This is a genomic window from Burkholderia cepacia complex sp. TUM26381 (genome assembly GCF_057439935.1).
Genome location: NZ_CM172008.1, coordinates 60172 through 76980 on the forward strand (window position 1 = coordinate 60172; position 16809 = coordinate 76980).

General features: G+C 67.7%; 17 protein-coding genes. 13 read left to right on the top strand and 4 right to left on the bottom strand.

Annotated features, from left to right (window positions below; all coding sequences use genetic code 11):
* Positions 1-361: 361 nt before the first annotated feature.
* The gene (locus ACWMMN_RS32450) at positions 362-1261 is read right to left on the bottom strand and encodes a DMT family transporter (protein WP_059241129.1); all 900 of its coding nucleotides are present in this window, start codon (positions 1259-1261) and stop codon (positions 362-364) included.
* A gap of 57 nt (positions 1262-1318) precedes the next feature.
* Here ACWMMN_RS32450 and ACWMMN_RS32455 point away from each other — a divergent pair, with 57 nt between their 5' ends.
* The 5 genes from ACWMMN_RS32455 (at position 1319) to ACWMMN_RS32475 (ending at position 4404) form a co-directional block, all read left to right on the top strand.
* Positions 1319-2296: a LysR substrate-binding domain-containing protein gene (locus ACWMMN_RS32455; RefSeq protein ID WP_486424312.1), complete on the top strand. Its 978-nt coding sequence runs from the start codon at positions 1319-1321 to the stop codon at positions 2294-2296.
* Positions 2297-2310: 14 nt separating this feature from the next.
* On the top strand, positions 2311-2499 hold the full coding sequence (locus tag ACWMMN_RS32460; protein ID WP_155627318.1) for a hypothetical protein: 189 nt from the start codon (positions 2311-2313) through the stop codon (positions 2497-2499).
* Positions 2492-3163 carry a hypothetical protein gene (locus tag ACWMMN_RS32465; RefSeq protein WP_059241131.1) on the top strand — a complete coding sequence of 224 codons (672 nt, stop codon included), beginning with the start codon at positions 2492-2494 and terminating at the stop codon, positions 3161-3163. Before ACWMMN_RS32460 ends, ACWMMN_RS32465 begins: the two co-directional genes overlap by 8 nt.
* A 52-nt stretch (positions 3164-3215) precedes the next feature.
* Positions 3216-3683 carry a sodium:proline symporter gene (locus tag ACWMMN_RS32470; RefSeq protein ID WP_486424313.1) on the top strand — a complete coding sequence of 156 codons (468 nt, stop codon included), beginning with the start codon at positions 3216-3218 and terminating at the stop codon, positions 3681-3683.
* Between the two features lie 220 nt (positions 3684-3903).
* On the top strand, positions 3904-4404 hold the full coding sequence (locus tag ACWMMN_RS32475; protein ID WP_059242386.1) for a hypothetical protein: 501 nt from the start codon (positions 3904-3906) through the stop codon (positions 4402-4404).
* A gap of 207 nt (positions 4405-4611) precedes the next feature.
* On the opposite strand, the gene ACWMMN_RS32480 is transcribed toward ACWMMN_RS32475, so the two are convergent.
* The 3 genes from ACWMMN_RS32480 to ACWMMN_RS32490 form a co-directional block, all read right to left on the bottom strand.
* Positions 4612-5256, bottom strand: coding sequence for a glutathione S-transferase family protein (locus tag ACWMMN_RS32480; protein WP_256087641.1), 645 nt, complete (start codon positions 5254-5256; stop codon positions 4612-4614).
* Between the two features lie 104 nt (positions 5257-5360).
* Positions 5361-6533, bottom strand: coding sequence for a porin (locus tag ACWMMN_RS32485; protein WP_059241134.1), 1173 nt, complete (start codon positions 6531-6533; stop codon positions 5361-5363).
* A gap of 149 nt (positions 6534-6682) precedes the next feature.
* Complete coding sequence (locus ACWMMN_RS32490) at positions 6683-7513, bottom strand: helix-turn-helix transcriptional regulator (protein WP_059241135.1); 831 nt, start codon at positions 7511-7513, stop codon at positions 6683-6685.
* A gap of 245 nt (positions 7514-7758) precedes the next feature.
* Between ACWMMN_RS32490 and ACWMMN_RS32495 the strand changes: the two genes are divergently transcribed.
* The 8 genes from ACWMMN_RS32495 (at position 7759) to ACWMMN_RS32530 (ending at position 16785) form a co-directional block, all read left to right on the top strand.
* Positions 7759-8880, top strand: coding sequence for a polyamine ABC transporter substrate-binding protein (locus ACWMMN_RS32495; protein WP_486424314.1), 1122 nt, complete (start codon positions 7759-7761; stop codon positions 8878-8880).
* 11 nt (positions 8881-8891) lie between these two features.
* Positions 8892-10031, top strand: a complete 1140-nt coding sequence (locus ACWMMN_RS32500) for an ABC transporter ATP-binding protein (RefSeq protein WP_226196089.1) — start codon at positions 8892-8894, stop codon at positions 10029-10031.
* 10 nt (positions 10032-10041) lie between these two features.
* Entirely contained in the window at positions 10042-11025 is a 984-nt protein-coding gene (locus tag ACWMMN_RS32505) for an ABC transporter permease subunit (RefSeq protein ID WP_340625802.1), read from the top strand.
* Positions 11022-11966, top strand: coding sequence for an ABC transporter permease subunit (locus tag ACWMMN_RS32510; protein WP_340625803.1), 945 nt, complete (start codon positions 11022-11024; stop codon positions 11964-11966). Before ACWMMN_RS32505 ends, ACWMMN_RS32510 begins: the two co-directional genes overlap by 4 nt.
* A gap of 21 nt (positions 11967-11987) precedes the next feature.
* On the top strand, positions 11988-13553 hold the full coding sequence (locus ACWMMN_RS32515) for a DUF3138 family protein (RefSeq protein WP_342706186.1): 1566 nt from the start codon (positions 11988-11990) through the stop codon (positions 13551-13553).
* 26 nt (positions 13554-13579) lie between these two features.
* On the top strand, positions 13580-14872 hold the full coding sequence (locus tag ACWMMN_RS32520) for an NAD(P)/FAD-dependent oxidoreductase (RefSeq protein WP_486424315.1): 1293 nt from the start codon (positions 13580-13582) through the stop codon (positions 14870-14872).
* A gap of 71 nt (positions 14873-14943) precedes the next feature.
* On the top strand, positions 14944-15324 hold the full coding sequence (locus tag ACWMMN_RS32525) for a cupin domain-containing protein (RefSeq protein WP_342706188.1): 381 nt from the start codon (positions 14944-14946) through the stop codon (positions 15322-15324).
* A 45-nt stretch (positions 15325-15369) separates the two neighbouring features.
* Positions 15370-16785: an amidase family protein gene (locus tag ACWMMN_RS32530; RefSeq protein ID WP_342706189.1), complete on the top strand. Its 1416-nt coding sequence runs from the start codon at positions 15370-15372 to the stop codon at positions 16783-16785.
* The last annotated feature ends 24 nt before the right edge of the window (positions 16786-16809 follow it).

Genomic DNA, 16809 nt, shown 5'->3' on the forward strand with positions numbered 1-16809 from the left:
GCGCTGCGGCGGGCCAGAAGGCTGCGATTCGCTGTCGCCGGCCTTACGGCCGCATCCATTATTCGGCCGGTCGCCGGGGCGAAGCCATGGACACTGACGCACGGTCAATCGGGAACTGTTCGGTCGATTTGTCTGCACAGTTTGGACACCTGCGATCGCTGCTCCGGGTTCGTCGTCATGCTTCATCAACGACGGCGTTCGTCTTAATGCAACTAACGGTCAAGCTCGACAACATCGCCGGATGGGTGCCGGTTGCACGGCCCCGATCATCCATGCGGTTTTGCAGATACCGGGGTGCTGTTCGTCCCGGCCGCGTCCCGATCGTCGCGCCGGCACGGCGATTCCCGCGGCCGTCGCGAGCTTACGAACGCCCGCGCAGGGCGACGAAGATCACGCCGGCAATGGCCAGCAGGCCGCCGCAAGCCGTTGCGATGCCGGGCCGCTCGCCTGTCAGCACCATCGACAGCAGCGTCGCGACCGCCGGCGTCAGGTAGAGGAAATTGGCCGCGCGCGCCGCGCCGAAATAGCCGAGTGCGAAGGTCCAGGTCGCGTAGCCCAGCGCGGCGGGAAAGACGCCGAGCACCACGACGGCGAGCGCCGTGTCGCGCGACCCGCTGCCGAGCGACACGAGTGCGCCGGGCAGCCAGGGCGCGAGCAGCACGGCGCCGGCCAGCAGGGTGTACGCTGTGCAGGGTAGTGCGCCGTACACGGGAATCAGTCGCCGCTGCAACACGAAATAGCTGGCGGAGCACCACGCGGCGCCGAGGATCAGCGTGCTTCCCGAGCCGAGCACGAGGCCGCCCGGTTGTCCGTGCGCGATTACCGCGATGCCCGCGAGGCTGACCAGCGAACCGAGCCATCCCCAGCGATTGAAGCGCTCGCGCAGGAACACGGCGGCCAGCAGTGCGGTGAAGATCGGCAGCGTATTCACGATGAAACTCGCCGCGCCGGCCGACACGGTCTGCTCGCCGGTATTGAGCAGCGCGTTGTACAGCGCGATGCCGAGAAAACCGCACGCGACGAAGCGCAACGCGTCGCCCTTCGCCGGCAGCGGCGGCCTTCGCCATGCGAGCCACGCGATCACGAGCAGCGCCGCGGTTGCAAAGCGCGCCGCCGCGAGCTGCAGCGGTGCGAGGCCGTGCAGGCCGATCCGGATGAACGGGAAGGCGGACGCCCACGAGACGATCGTGAACGCGATCGCGCCTGCGGCGACGAGCGGTTGTCGCGCGTTGCGCGACGCCGGTGACGAAAGGGTATTCATGCGGGCATGGTGCGGTGTGGCGAGATGCTAAGCTAGCGCACAGATCAACACCCGGATATGAATATGGCTCACAGCTCGGGTTCGCGGCGGGCCGGCGGTCCGGCGCGTGCGCGCCAGCTGGCGGACGCGCTGTCGGCCGCCGCGCCGGCGCCCGGCCCGCGGCCGCCGCTCGCGAGCCTGGAGACTGTCTGCGCGGTGGCGCGCGAGGGTTCGTTTCTCGCGGCCGCAGAAGTTTCCGGCGTCACGCATGGCGCGATCAGCCGGCGGGTGGCCGCGGTGGAAAACTGGCTGGGGATGGCGCTGTTCGAACGGCATGCGCGCGGCGTGCGCCTGACGCCGGACGGGCAGCGTTTCGTCGGCCGGATCGAGCAGGCGTTCGCGATCATCGACAGCGCGGCCGATCAGTGGCGCTCGCCGCGTACGCCGCGGCTGGTCCGGATGAGCGTGGTGCCCGCGTTCGCGCAGCTCTGGCTGTTCGAGCGGCAGCATGTGCTCGAGGGCGAAGCGCCTGCGCTGCGCATCGAGCTCGGCATCGAATTGCTCAACGTGGATATCGCCGGCGGCGAAGCCGATCTGTCGATCCGGTACGGGCGCGGCAACTGGCGTCAGCTCGAAACCCGTGCGTTCATGCCGGAGCGGCTGTATCCGGTTGCGCATCCGCGGCTGGCCGAGCCACTGGCAAAGGCGCGCCGCCGGGCGGGCGATGCCGCGCTGCTCGACCTGCCGTTGCTGCACGATTCCGACGTGACGGGCTGGCGCACCTGGTTCGACGGGCTCGGCATTCCGTTCAAGCCGCGTGCGCAGGATCGCCGGTTCGAGGATTACAACCTCGTCCTCGCGGCGGCCGAAGCAGGGCTGGGCGTGGCGCTCGCGCGGACGCCGCTCGCCGATGCGTACCTGAAGCGCAGCGCGCTCGTGCGCGTCAGCCGTCATGAGGTCGATTCGCTGCTCAGGTATCACTTCGTGCATGCGAAGGGCGAGAATCGGCCGGAGGTGCTCGCGCTGATGGAGCGGATGGTGAAGGCGTTGGGGTAGGCGCGCAGCCCGCCGTGGATGCGACCGACCGTGCCGCGCCCATGCTGTTTGCTCGACCGGCGGCGCCAGATCGCTACAATGCAGCCGCGGAATATGGCGAGATCGCCGCAATGAGGCAAAATCGCGCCTTTGGCCGGCGGCGAGCCAATCACCAACAATGGCAGTACGGGTTCAAATTTGCAGAAAAGGGAACCGATGAATAGACCAGACAAGTCGTCGAAAGCGCGTGCCGCGCTGGATCAACTGTTTTCGGGCATGGCGCCTGCGGACGCGACGCGCTCATCGCCGCGTGCCGGCAATCCGTTCGAAGCGGCGGACGACGAGGTGTCCAGTGCATCCGGCGGCCGCGGCCGTGTCGAAGTCACGCTGTCGACCCGCATCCAGCTGCGCGGCTATCCGAGCGCCGATGCGTTCATGAAGCGCATGGCCGAAGCGTGGGGGCTGGAATGGGGGACGTACGACAGCATCCGGGCCGTGGCGACGCTGCCGGCCGGCTGGCGCTCGCGCCGGCTTCCGGAAGTCACGCAGATCGTCGACGAACACGACGTGCTGCGCGCCGAGAGCAGCCTGCAGGGCGGCGAGATGTCGTATCTGAAGGTGCACCCGCGCTACTTCATCGATGCACGCAAGCGCTTCGGCTGGAGCAAGTCGTCGAAGGCATCCGACGATCCGGATCTCGACGGTCCCGACTGGAACTGCTTCGTGATCGATCGCGAAAAGTCCATCGAAGTGCACGAACTCACGACGTCGTCGCTGAAAGCCGACATGGACAATGCCCGTGCGACGCTGCTGAAATGGCTCGACGAGCGCTATCCGAAACACCGCGATCCGTTTGCGTACTGGACGGACTGCGAAGGGGCGTCGTAAGTCGGTTGGTGCGGCGGGCCGATGCGTCGGCCGGTTGCCTTGAGGACGACACTTGAAGCCAGCAAGTCCGGTCCCGATTCTCTGGGCCGCGTTCGGCGCGGCGGTCGGATCGACCGTCATCGAGCTGCTGCTCTGGCCGCTCGTCGGCGACGACGCGGTCCGGAACCTGCTGCGCGACGCGCGCCTCACGGCGGCCATCGTGATGGGGCGCCGCGTGCTCGCTTCGGCCGGCGGCTTCGATCCGCTGGTCATGGGCGTGGCGACGCTCGTGCATGCCGCGCTTTCGCTGGTCTATGCGGCCGCGCTGGCGCGGCTGGTTCACGGATTGTCGCTCCGCGCCGCGCTGCTCGCCGGCGGCGCGTTCGGCCTCGTCCTCTACGGCGTCAACCTGTACGCCTTCACGGCACGCTTCCCGTGGTTCATCCCGGTTCGCGGCGCGATCACGCTGGTGGCCCATCTGGTATTCGGGATCACGGCAGCGGCTGTCTACTGCGTCGCCCGGCGCCCGCTCGAACGCTGACCCCGGCAACGCGTGCCGGACGCTCCGGCTGCGGTCATTCGTATCCAGACCCCTGGAATAACCCGCCGCGCCGCACCGTTTAGCCGTCAGGAGACCCTGTACGAAGCGGCGGCGCGTCGCGACCGCCGTGCGATGAATCGTGCGCAAGCAATCCGGTGTGCCCGGTGTCGTCAGCGACGCCGGGGATCGAATGGTCGGGGGCAACACGCGGGAGCCGATCATGAGCAACCTGTTTCGAGCCGCGGCAGGCATCGTCTGTCTCGGTCTTTCCACGTCCGTCGTCGCGCAAATGGCGGACGATCCGTCGGGCGACGGCACGAACTGCCGTGCTGTCGTCGCGCAGGCGGACATCGACGGCACGGCGCAGCAGATCGTCGGGCGCGCGTGCCTGCAAAGCGACGGCACCTGGCAGATCGTGCAAAGTGCCGACGGTAGCGTGGTGTGGTATCCGGTGGCAGCCTATCCGTATGACGACCCGTGGTACTGGGGGCCGCCGCTGTTCATCGGCGCGGGCGTGAGCTTCATCTTCGTCGATCGATTCCATCGCTTCCATCACTTCGATCACGTCGACCATTTCAACCCGATCGATCATCGCCGCTTCGGCGTCCCGGTGGGTGCGGGCTTTCGCCATGGCACGTTCCCGGTCGGTGCGAGTCACGAATTCGGCGGCATGCACCGGTTCGGCGGCATGGGCGGGGCCGGTGGCATGCGGCGACACTAGGTCGAGGCGTCCAGCCTGAACGTACGCGCTCGCACGCATGTATCGGGAATGCCACGTCCGCGGGAACGACGAGCGGCCTGGCGCGCGAAGCGGGAGGCGGCGTCGCGACGGCGGCTCCCCGACACGCGTCGACCCTCTCGAGCACACGGCCGCGCCGTTCGGGCGTGTGTGGTGCGAAAGCCGTTCCGCTGCCGGGGCGGCAACCGGTCAGTCGAGCTTGCCGCGCAGGTCGTCGAACGGAATCATCACGTGCGTGCGATACGCGGGCCGCGCCTTCAGCCGTTCGTACCACGCCTCCACGTTCGGCACGTCGGGCCGTGCGATATCGAGTTCGAAATACCGGTAGAGATGCGTGCCGGCCGCGATGTCGGCGAGCGTGATCGCGTCGCCTGCGAGAAACGGGTGTCCGGCGAGCGCCGCATCGAGCAGCCGGAAATACTGCGCGCATTGCGCGATGCTCTGCTCGACGCGCGCGGTGTCGCGCTGCCCGGGCGGCGTCCGGTAGTAGCCGCGGAACACGCCGTTGAGGAACGCCGGTTGCAGTGTCGTCTGCGCCCAGTCCATCCAGCGGTCGGCGCGCGACTGCTCGGCGGGGTCGTCGTGCCAGAAGCCGGGCCGCCCGTAGCGCGCGGCGAGGTAGCGCAGGATGCTGTGCGACTCCCATACGACGGTACCGTTGTCGTCGATCACGGGCACGCGACCGTGCGGGTTCATCGCGAGAAAGTCGGGCGTATCGAGCACGCCGAACCGGCCGCCGGCCGGCACGTGCCGATGCGCGAGCGCGAGTTCGTCGACGAGCCACATCACCTTCTGGACATTGAACGCGTTGCGTCGTCCCCATACCGTCAGCATGCCGGTCTCCTTGCGTTGTACGGAACCTGAAGCCGGACAGTGTAAACGCCGCAGGCGCGCACCGCGGTGCGCGCCTGCCCGGCAGTCGTCGTGCGACGACGCGATCAGAACTTGTGGCGAATGCCGACGATCGCGAGTTCCTGCGTATCGGTGCCGGAGTTCACGCCGTACGAGCCGACCGACGCGGCCGCTTTCACGGTCGCACCGCTCGCATTGAGCGTGTTGCCGCTCGCCTTCTGGTAGCCGAACAGCGCATACAGGTCGGTACGCTTCGACAGCGCGTAGTCCGCGCCGAGGTTGACCTGGTTGTAGTGCGCGGAAGCCGGGCCCGTCAGCGACGTGTAGTTGTAGCCGACGCCCGCGCGCAGCGCCGGCGAGAACTGCCAGTTGAAGAACGCCGAGCCGTTGTTGAACTTCGCGTTCTGGCTGAACGCCGACAGCGTGTCCGCGCCGTACTGCGTATTCGAATACGCGAGGCCGAAGGTTGCCGGCCCGGCCACGTACTGGCCGGCCACGCGCACGATCTGGATCGACTTCGCGCTCGAAAAGCCCTGGTTGATCACGGTGTTGAACAGCGTGTCCGAGCTGCTCGACCACGTGCGCACGCCATTCGCGACCGTCGTGCCGCCGTTCGCATAGAAGAAGCCGGCGCCGAGCGACAGCGGGCCGTTCGCGTAGCTCGCGCCGAAGCTGTACGTGCGGCCGTTGCCGGTCGAGCCTGCGACGCCGCCGAAGCCGTACAGGGCCGCGAACTGGAAGCCCGAGATCAGCGGGCTCGTGTACTTCACCGAGTTGCTGACGCGCAGGCTGTTGTCGTAGTTGTCGAGGTCGCCCGGCGTCGCGAACACGCCGCCGAAATAGTTGTCCTGCGTGAGGCCCTGCACGAGATCGACGACCGGATCGTACTGGCGGCCGAGCGTGACGGTGCCGTACGTGCTGCTCGCGAGGCCGACGACGGCCTTGCGGCCGAATTCGCGCTGACCCTGGCCGAGCGCGCCGGTGCCGATGTTGAAGCCGTTCTCGAGCTGGAACAGCGCGGACAGGCCGCTGCCGAGATCCTCGATGCCGCGCAGCCCCCAGCGGCTGCCCGACAGGTTGCCGCTGCTGAACTTGACGAGGCTCGATGCGTTGCCGCCGCTCGCATTCTGCGCGTTGTGCACGTAGGCGATGCCCGCGTCGGCGATGCCGTACAGCGTGACGCTGCTTTGCGCGTGCGCGCCGGCGGCGTAGAGCGCTGCCGGCAGCGCGAGCAGTGCGAATGACCGGATCTGTTTCATTGTTGGATTCCCCCGTTGGTCGATTGGTCTGACGAGTCGGTGAACGATACGGACGGCGCATCGTCAAGGGAACCAATAAATTGTCGGATCGTTATGAGGCGGCGCGGCGATGGATGCGCGCGCAACGGCAGGGGCGCGGCACGCGGGGCCTATGCGTCGTGCCGCCGCGACGCGTTCCGCAGCACGAGCGTCATCAGTTGCCGGCGCGATTCGACGCCGAGCTTCGCGAATGCGCGCTTCGCGTACGTGTCGATGGTCGACGTCTTGAGCCCCATCGACTGCGCGATCGCGGCCGACGTCATGCCCTGGATGAACGACGCGCACACGTGCATCTCGCGTGCGGTCAGCCGTTCCTGCCATTCCGGCAGCCATTGCGCGACGAGGTCGAGATCGAGTTCGTCGCGCGGCGTGTCGTCGGCACACGCGCCGAGCAGGCGCTTGTGCGCGGACGCCATCGGCAGCACGACCTGCGACAGCTGTTTCAGCAGGCTCAGCTCCTTCAGCGAGAACGGCGGCAGCCGCCGCGAGCGCGCGATCGAGATCGAGTAGCGCGTGCCCCCCGTCACGCCGGTGATCACGCATTCGTCGTGAATGTCGCCGGCGTCGAAGAACAGGTGCCGGAGCTCGCTCGCGACGCGCTGCGCGGACACCTGCACCAGCTGCACGTCGCTTTCGGATTCGATCGCCGCATAGGTCGCGTCGTCGCTCGCATAGCTGCGGTAGTAGTGACGCATCACCTGCGCGATCAGCTCGGGCTCGCGGCCGAAGCTGCCGATCCAGCCGACGTTGCGCCTGCCCGGCTCCGCGGCGCGTTCGTAGTCGAGATGCACGGCGTCGAAGTCGACGTAGCGCACGAGCGTGTCGTAGACGGCGCGCATGAACTGCGGCGTCCCGACAGCTTGTGCGATGTCGCCCAGCGTTTCGGTCACGAACGCGACGTGGCTCAGCGGGAGATCGGGGGCGGGCAGCGCAGCGCTCATGACGTCGGGTGTCGAAGGATTTTTCAGGTGGCGCTACAGGTATCACGAATATTTTCGACTGCCTACGCGGGAATCTACCCAAACGGCCCGAAACGACGGCGCCGTTTGTCCCGGTTTTCGGGACTGACGCTGCGGGCCGCGATCTCTACATTGCCCCTTGTGCTGAACACCGCCCGACGGCGTTGACGCGAGTCCGGATCCGGACCCGGGCGCAACGGCCGATCCCCATCACAAGGAGAATCCCCATGCGTATCCGTATCCGTCGTCAACCGGCCCTGCGTGCCACGCTCGTCGCGTCCGCGGCGCTGGCCTTTGCGGCGAGCCTGTCCGCCCGCGCCGGCGACACCAACCTGAACGTGTACAACTGGTCGGAGTACGTCGCGAAGGACACGGTGCCCAATTTCGAGAAGCAGTCGGGCATCAAGGTGCGCTACGACAGCTACGACAGCGACGATACGCTGCAGACCAAGCTGCTCGCGGGCAGCTCGGGCTACGACATCGTCGTGCCGACGTCCAACTATCTCGCACAGCAGATCCAGGCCGGCGTGTACCAGAAGCTCGACAAATCGAAGCTGCCGAACCTTGCGAATCTCGATCCGGTGCTGATGAAGATGATCGCGAAGGCCGACCCGGGCAACCAGTACGGCGTGCCGTGGGCGTGGGGCACGACGGGGATCGGCTACAACGTCGAGGCCGTGCGTAAGCGGCTCGGCGACAGCGCGCCGACCGACAGCTGGGCGCTGCTGTTCGACCCGGCGAACGCGGCGAAGCTGAAAGGCTGCGGGATCTCGCTGCTCGACGCGCCGGACGCCGCGTTCGCGGCGGCGCTGCAATACATGGGCAAGGATCCGGAGAGCAAGAACCCGGCCGACTACCAGGCCGCCTACGAGGTGCTGAAGAAGATCCGTCCGTACGTGACGCAGTTCAGCTCGGCCGGCTATGCGGACGATCTCGCGAACAACGACGTGTGCGTCGTGCTCGGCTGGTCGGGCGACGTCAGCATCGCGCGGCGGCGCACGCTGGACGCGAAGCGCTCGTACGAGATCCGCTACATGAATCCGAAGGAAGGCGGCCTGCTGTGGTTCGACGTGATGGCGATTCCGAAGGACGCGCCGCATCCGGAAGCCGCGTTGAAGTGGATCAACTACATCGAAGACCCGAAGACCAACGCGGCGATCACGAACGAGATCTTCTATCCGAGCGCGAACAAGGCTGCGCGCGCGTTCGTGACGCCGGCGATCGTGCAGGACCCGAGCGTCTACCTGTCCGACGCGACGATCGCGAAGACGTCGCTCGCGATGCCGAGAAGCGCCGACATCGCACGGATGCAGAACCGTCTGTGGCTGCAGTTGAAGTCCGGCGGTTGAGGGCGACCGCGATGATCCATACGCTCCCTGCCGCACCGGCCACGGCCGGTGCACGCCACGACGCGGGCGCCTTCGTGCGCATCGAAAACGTCGTGAAGAAGTTCGGCGACAGCACGGCCGTCGACAACGTGAACCTGACGATCGCGAAGAACGAACTGTTCGCGCTGCTCGGCAGCTCCGGCTGCGGCAAGTCCACGCTGCTGCGCATGCTCGCCGGGCTCGAAACGGCCACCTCCGGCAAGATCTTCGTCGACGGCGAGGACCTCGCGTCGCTGCCGCCGTACCGCCGCCCGGTGAACATGATGTTCCAGTCGTACGCGCTGTTCCCGCACATGACGGTCGAATCGAACGTCGCGTTCGGCCTGAAGCAGGAAGGCACGCCGAAGCATGAGATCAAGGAGCGCGTGGCCGATGCGCTCGCGCTCGTGCAGATGAGCAAGTACGCGCAGCGCAAGCCGCATCAGCTGTCCGGCGGCCAGCAGCAGCGCGTCGCGCTGGCCCGCTCGCTGGTCAAGCGCCCGAAGCTGCTGCTGCTCGACGAGCCGATGTCCGCGCTCGACAAGAAGATCCGCCAGAAGACCCAGCTCGAACTCGTGAACATCATCGAGAAAGTCGACGTGACCTGCGTGATGGTCACGCACGACCAGGAAGAGGCGATGACGATGGCCAGCCGCCTCGCGGTGATGAGCGAAGGCAAGATCGTGCAGATCGGCGCGCCGGGCGAGGTGTACGAGTTTCCGAACAGCCGCTTCTCGGCCGAATTCATCGGCTCGACCAACCTGTTCGAAGGCCGCGTCGTCGAGGACGAGCCCGACCACATCTTCGTCGAGAGCGACGACCTCGAAGCGCGCATGGTCGTGAGCCACGGCGTCACCGGCCCGCTCGGGATGCCGGTCGGCATCTCGGTGCGCCCGGAGCGCGTGCACGTGTCGCGCGAGAAGCCGGGTTCGAAGCACAACTGGGCGCGCGGCGTCGTGACCGACATCGCGTACATGGGCAGCTACTCGCTGTACCACGTGCGGCTGCCGAGCGGCAAGACGGTCGTGTCGAACCTGTCGAGCTCGCACCTGATGAGCGACAACGCGCCGGCGTGGAACGACGACGTGTTCGTGTCGTGGTCGCCGGCCAGCGGCGTCGTGCTGACGCAGTGAGGACGACACGATGAGAACCTCTGCTTCCACGCCTTCCGCGCCGGTGTCGACCGGCGCCGCGAGTACGGGCGCCGGCCGCGCCCGCCCGGGCCGCTTCGCCGCGCTGTCGCGCTTCCTGCCGTCGGGCCGCAGCGTCGCGATCGGCGTGCCGTTCCTGTGGCTTGCCGTGTTCTTCGCGCTGCCGTTCGTGCTGGTGCTGAAGATCAGCTTCGCCGACCCGATGCTCGGCATCCCGCCGTACACCGCGCTCGCCAGGCTGGAGGCCGGCACGGTGCAGTTGGTGCTGTCGCTGAAGCATTACGCGCTGCTGCTGCAGGACGACCTGTACCTGAACACGTACGTCAGCTCGCTGAAGATGGCCGCCGCATCGACGCTGATGTGCCTGCTGGCCGGCTACCCGATCGCGTACTGCATCGCGCGTGCGGCACCGGCGCGCCGCAACCTGCTGATGATGGCCGTGATGCTGCCGTTCTGGACGTCGTTCCTGATCCGCGTCTATGCGTGGGTCGGGATCATGAAGGACGACGGGTTGCTGAATCACGCACTGGCGGCGCTCGGCGTGATCGCGATGCCGCTGCGCCTGTACCACACCGACGCGGGCGTCTACATCGGGATGGTCTATTCGTACCTGCCGTTCATGGTGATGCCGCTGTACGCGCACCTCGTGAAGATGGACGTCACGCTGCTCGAGGCCGCGCACGATCTCGGCGCGACACCGTGGTCCGCGTTCTGGCGCATCACGTTGCCGCTGTCGAAGAACGGCATCGTCGCGGGCAGCCTGCTCGTGTTCATCCCGGCCGTCGGCGAATACGTGATCCCCGAGCTGCTCGGCGGTGCGAACACGCTGATGCTCGGCCGCGTGATGTGGGACGAGTTCTTCAACAACATGGACTGGCCGATGGCGTCCGCCGTCACGGTGACGATGGTGCTGGTGCTGCTCGTGCCGATGGCGCTGCTCCATTACAGCCAGACCGAAGCGGAGGCACAACCATGACGCGCACGAATCGCATCCTGTCGGCGTGCGTGCTGGGCGCGGGCCTCCTGTTCCTGTACGTGCCGATCGCCAGTCTCGTCGTCTATTCGTTCAACGCGTCGAAGCTCGTGACGGTGTGGACGGGATTTTCGCTGAAATGGTACGGCGCGCTGTTGCACGACGACGAGCTGCTGACGGCTGCGTGGCTGTCGCTGAAGATCGCGCTGCTGACGGCCACCGCGTCGGTCGCGATCGGCACGTGGGCCGGCTTCGTGCTGGCCCGCATGGGGCGCTTTCGCGGCTTCACGCTGTATGCCGCGATGATCAACGCGCCGCTGGTGATTCCCGAAGTGATCCAGGGCATCTCGCTGCTGCTGCTGTTCGTCGCGATGCAGCAGACCTTCGGCTGGCCGGCCGGGCGCGGCTGGCTGACGATCTGGATCGGTCACGTGATGCTGTGCCTGTCGTTCGTCGCAGTGATCGTGCAGTCGCGCGTGAAGGAACTCGACCGCTCGATCGAGGAAGCCGCGCTCGATCTCGGCGCGCGTCCGGTGAAGGTGTTCTTCGTGATCACGCTGCCGCTGATCGCACAGGCGCTGGTGTCCGGCTGGTTGCTCGCGTTCACGGTGTCGATCGACGACGTGATCCTGTCCGCGTTCCTGTCGGGCCCCGGCTCGACGACCTTGCCGCTCGTCGTGTTCTCGCGCGTGCGGATGGGGCTGAATCCCGAGATGAATGCGCTCGCGACGGTGTTCATCACGGCCGTGACGATCGGCGTCGTCGTCGTGAACCGCGCGATGCAGGCCCGCGAACGGAAGCAGGCACGCGACGCGCGTGCGTGGCATGCGGTGTCCACGCTCGAAGCCATGCTCGATGCACCGGCGCCGTCTCCCGCGATGCCGCCCGCGCGCCCGCCGGCTGCGCAGCTTCGGCCCGCGCCCGCACCGCATCCCGTGAAGTGAACAACGACAAGGAGACTTTCCGTGAAAAAGAAACTGCTTTGCGCGCTGATCGCCGGCGCGCTGCCGGGGCTCGCCGCCGCGAATTCGAGCGCCGACCAGATCAGGGCGCTGCAACAGCAGCTCGCCGTGTTGCAGCGGCAGATGAGCGCGCTGCAGTCGCAACTCGCCGCGAAGCCGGTGGCGGTACCGGCCGCGTCGAATGCGACATCCGCCGCAGCGGCAGCCGACCCGTCGGCGCCCGGCTACGGGCAGGCGCCGGCCGCGCTGACCCGCGACGACGTGGCGGAAATCCGCCAGCAGGTCGCGAACCAGCAGCTGAAGGTCGATTCGCTGACCGATGCCGCGCGCACGGGCCCGATCGCGGGGCTGTCGGTGACCGGCTATCTCGACCCGACCTACGTGTACAACCGGGGCGGCGGCACGTCGTCGTTCCAGTTCGCCAATCATGAGAACGCGTACGCCTATTACAACAGTACGTTCGGCGACGTGTTCCTCGACATCAAGAAGACCTTCGGGGTCGGCCCGACCGCACCATCCGCTGAAATCACGCTGATGCCGAACCGCGGCGCAGGCCTGTCGATGATGACGGGCAGCGGTGCGAGCGGGCTCGACATCGTGAACACGGCGGTCGTCACGGTGCCGCTGTCGGGCACGACGTCGTTCGTCGGCGGGCTCGTGCTCGGCTTCGGCGGCTACGAGTACCAGCAGTCGAGCCAGATGCTCACGCTCACGCACAACCTGCTGTACGACTTCTCCGATCCGGGCTCGTCGATCGGCGCCGGCATCAACTACCAGAGCGCGGACGGCCACTGGGCGTGGAAATTCTTCGTCGGCAACGAGCAGTTCCGCAGCGCGGGCGCGGTCACGCAGACGGGCGTCAACGCGCTCGGCGACCCGATTACGACGAGCAACAAGGTGCCGACCTTCACCGCGCGGGTCGACTACATGCACGGCAGCGCACTCGATCTCGGCGGTTCGATCAACATCGGCCGGCAGACGCTGGTGAGCGCGGTCGATCCGGCGACCGGCAACGTGCGCTACGGCGTGGGCGGCAACGCGCCGAGCGCGTACGGCGCGTTCTTCTTCGGGGAGGCCGACGCGACCTATACGGTGGCCGATGCGCAGTACAACGCGGAACTCGACTACGGCCAGCAGCAGCACGGTGCGTTCAACGGCGGGCTCGCGCAGTGGTTCGGATTGTCGCTGCTCGCGCACCGCAAGTTCAACATGCCGGTGGTCGGGCGCATGGGCGCGACGCTGCGCTACGACCTGCTCGTGAACCGGAAGAACGGCGGGGGCGGCTCGTCGATCGGCCTGAACGGCAACGGGATGGACCCGAACAACGGCTTCGGCATCGACGCGGATTGCCTCGCGCAGTCGAAGGCGAACGGCGGCGTCGGCTTCGAGTGCAAGGGCGCGACGCGGCAGGCTGCCGCGTTCGACCTGCTGTTCTATCCGACCCAGCAGGTGACGGTGAAGGTCGAATACCGGCACGACTGGGCGAGCAACCGGGTCTTCCTGCGTCACGACGGGTCGTATGCGAAGTCGAACGACCTGCTCGCAACCCAACTCATCTACGCGTTCTGACGCGACGCCGTTCGCGAGTCTTACCTATGCTCAAGTTCGAAAAGCAGCAGCATGTTCAGTCCTACTACGCAGCGACGGCCAACAACCGTATCCGCCATCCGTCGCTCGATGGCGCCGTGACCGCCGACGTGTGCGTGATCGGCGGCGGGCTCACGGGCCTGTCCACGGCGCTCGATCTCGCGGAGCGCGGCCATTCGGTCGTGGTCGTCGAGGCGTCGAGGATCGGCTGGGGCGCGAGCGGCCGCAACGGCGGCCAGCTGATCGCCGGGTACTCGTGCGACATCGATACGTTTTCCGCCTTTCTGCCGGAAGACGACGTGCGGCGCGTATGGGCGATGGGGCTGGAATCGGTCGACATCGTCAGGCAGCGGGTCGAGCGGCACGGCATCGATTGCGACCTGAGCGGCGGCTACCTGACCGCCGCGAACAAGCCGCGCCATCTCGATGCGCTGCGCCGATGGCGCGATGCCGCGGCGGCCCGGTTCGGTTATCGCGGCTATGACATCGTCGAACGTGCCGACATGCCGCGCTTCGTCGCATCTGGCCGTTATGTCGGCGGCCTGCGTGACGAAGGCAGCGGCCACCTGCATCCGCTGAACTACACGCTCGGTCTCGCGCGAGCGGCGCGCGCGGCCGGCGTGACGATCCACGAGGACTCGCCCGCGCTCGCGCTCGATCGTGCGGCGCCGTACCACCGTGTCCGGTGCGAGCGCGGACACGTGGATGCCCGTTACGTGGTGCTGGCCTGCAATGCGTATCTCGGGCAGCTGGCGCCGTCGCTTGCACGCAAGATCATTCCGGTGGCGACCTACCTGATCGCGACGGAGCCGCTCGGCGACTCACGCGCAGCGCAGACGCTGCCGGCGAATGCCGCGATCAGCGACTGCAATGCGGCGCTCGACTATTTCCGGCTCACGCGCGACGGCCGGCTGTTGTGGGGCGGCAAGGCGAGCAGCTCGACGAAGGCGCCGCGCGACCTGGCAGCCGCAATGCGGCGCGACATGCTGAAGACGTTCCCGCAGCTGGCCGACGTGCGGATCGATTACGCGTGGGGCGGCCTGATCGACGCGACGATGAATCGTGCGCCGCATTTCGGCCGGCTGGAGCCGACCGTGTATTTCGCGCAGGGCTTTTCCGGGCACGGCGTCAACGTGACGGGCCTCGCGGGGCGGCTGATCGCGGAAGCGATCGATGCGCAGGCCGCGCGCTTCGACCTGTTCGGCCGGATTCGCCATCGCGACTTTCCGGGCGGGCGGCTGTTGCGCACGCCGATGCTGGCGCTCGCGATGGCGTGGCACCGGACGATGGACCTGCTTTGACCCGCGCCGGCCGACCTCCCCCGGCCGGGCGGCACCGCAACGTTTCGAAACACTCAGCCCAGGAGGCACACATGACCAACATCACGAATCTCGTCGACCTGATGCGGGCGCCCGCGAAGCTCACGCAAAGCCGCGTGCCGAGCGGTCTGCTGCTCGACGGCAACCCGATGCAGACGCTGTCGCATCACTACATCAGCCCGTGTGGCCAGTTCAGTTGCGGGATCTGGGCATGCACGCCCGGCCGCTGGACGATCGAGTACGACGAGTCGGAGTATTGCGAGATGCTGAGCGGCGTCGCGATCGTACGCGATGCGGAAGGCCGCGAACGCGTGCTGCACGCGGGCGACCGCTTCGTGATTCCGCCGGGTTTTCGCGGCACGTGGGAAGTCGTCGAGGCATGCCGCAAGATCTATGCGTCGCACGCGCCGCAAGCCGGGCAGCCGGGCGCTTGACGCGGCCGGGTCCATCCAATCATCGAGATCAACGAGGAGCAACTCATGACCCAGGAATTGTGGCGTCTCAGCGCGGCGGAGATGGCTGCGCATGTCGCACGGCGCGACGTGTCGGCAACCGAACTCACGCGCAGCTGCCTGCAGCGGCTCGAGCAGGTGAACCCCGTCATCAACGCGATCGTCGACGTGATGGCCGACAGCGCAATGCAGGCCGCGTCCGATGCCGACGCCGCAATCGCGCGCGGCGCGCCGGTCGGCCCGCTGCACGGCGTGCCGGTGACCGTGAAGATCAACGTCGACACGGCCGGACACGCGACGACCAACGGCGTGCGCGCGTTCTCCGACCTGATCGCGCACGAAGACAGCCCGGTGACCGCGAACCTGCGCAAGGCCGGCGCGATCGTGATCGGGCGCAGCAATGCGCCGGCGTTTTCGTACCGCTGGTTCACCGACAACGAACTGCACGGCCGCACGTCGAATCCGTGGGATGCGTCGCTGACGCCGGGCGGCTCCAGCGGCGGTGCGGCCGCGGCGGTGGCCGCCGGCATCGGTGCGATCGCGCACGGCAACGACCTCGGCGGGTCGATCCGCTATCCGGCCTACGCATGCGGTGTCGCGGGGCTGCGGCCGAGTACCGGGCGTGTGCCTGCCTACAACCCGACGCAGCCGAAGGATCGCACGCTCGCGGTGCAGCTCGCGTCCGTGCAGGGGCCGCTCGCGCGCACGGTCGGCGACTTGCGTCTTGCGCTCGACGCGATGTCGGCCGGCGACGCGCGCGACGCATGGTGGATGCCGGTGGCACCGGGCGCGCGCGAGGCCGCGTTCCCGGCGCGCGTCGCCGTGTGCGCCGAATTGCCTGGCGTGCCGACCGATCCTGCCGTGGCCGACGCGATCCGGCAGGCGGCGCGCTGGCTCGAAGAGGCCGGCTGCATCGTCGAGGAAGCGGCGCCGCCGCGGTTCGCCGAAGCGTGCGAACTGTGGCTCGACCTTGTGACCAACGAGGCGCGCAGCGGGCTCGGCGACGTGATCATGCAGCACGGCGACGCGGCGATCCGCACCGCGTTCGCGAGCCAGCGCAACCTGGCCGCGCCGCTGGATCTCGCCGGTTACATGAACGGCCTCGCGCGGCGCACCGCGCTGCTGCGCGACTGGCAGCAGTTCTTCGCACGCCATCCGCTGCTGCTGATGCCCGTGTCGTGCGCGCGGCCGTTCGCGATCGACGCCGACCTGCAGGGCGACGCCGCGATGCGCGAGATCGTCGACCGTCAGGGGCCGCTGCTTGCGACCGCGCTGCTCGGGCTGCCGGGGCTGTCGGTGCCGACCGGTATCCGCGACGGCGTGCCGACCGGCGTGCAGCTCGTCGCCGGACGCTTCCAGGAAGCGCTGTGTCTCGCCGCGGGCGAAGCGATCGAGGCGCGCGCGGGGATCTTTACGCCGATCGATCCGGTTCGCGGATCGTGATACGCGACACGTCACGAGGAAACC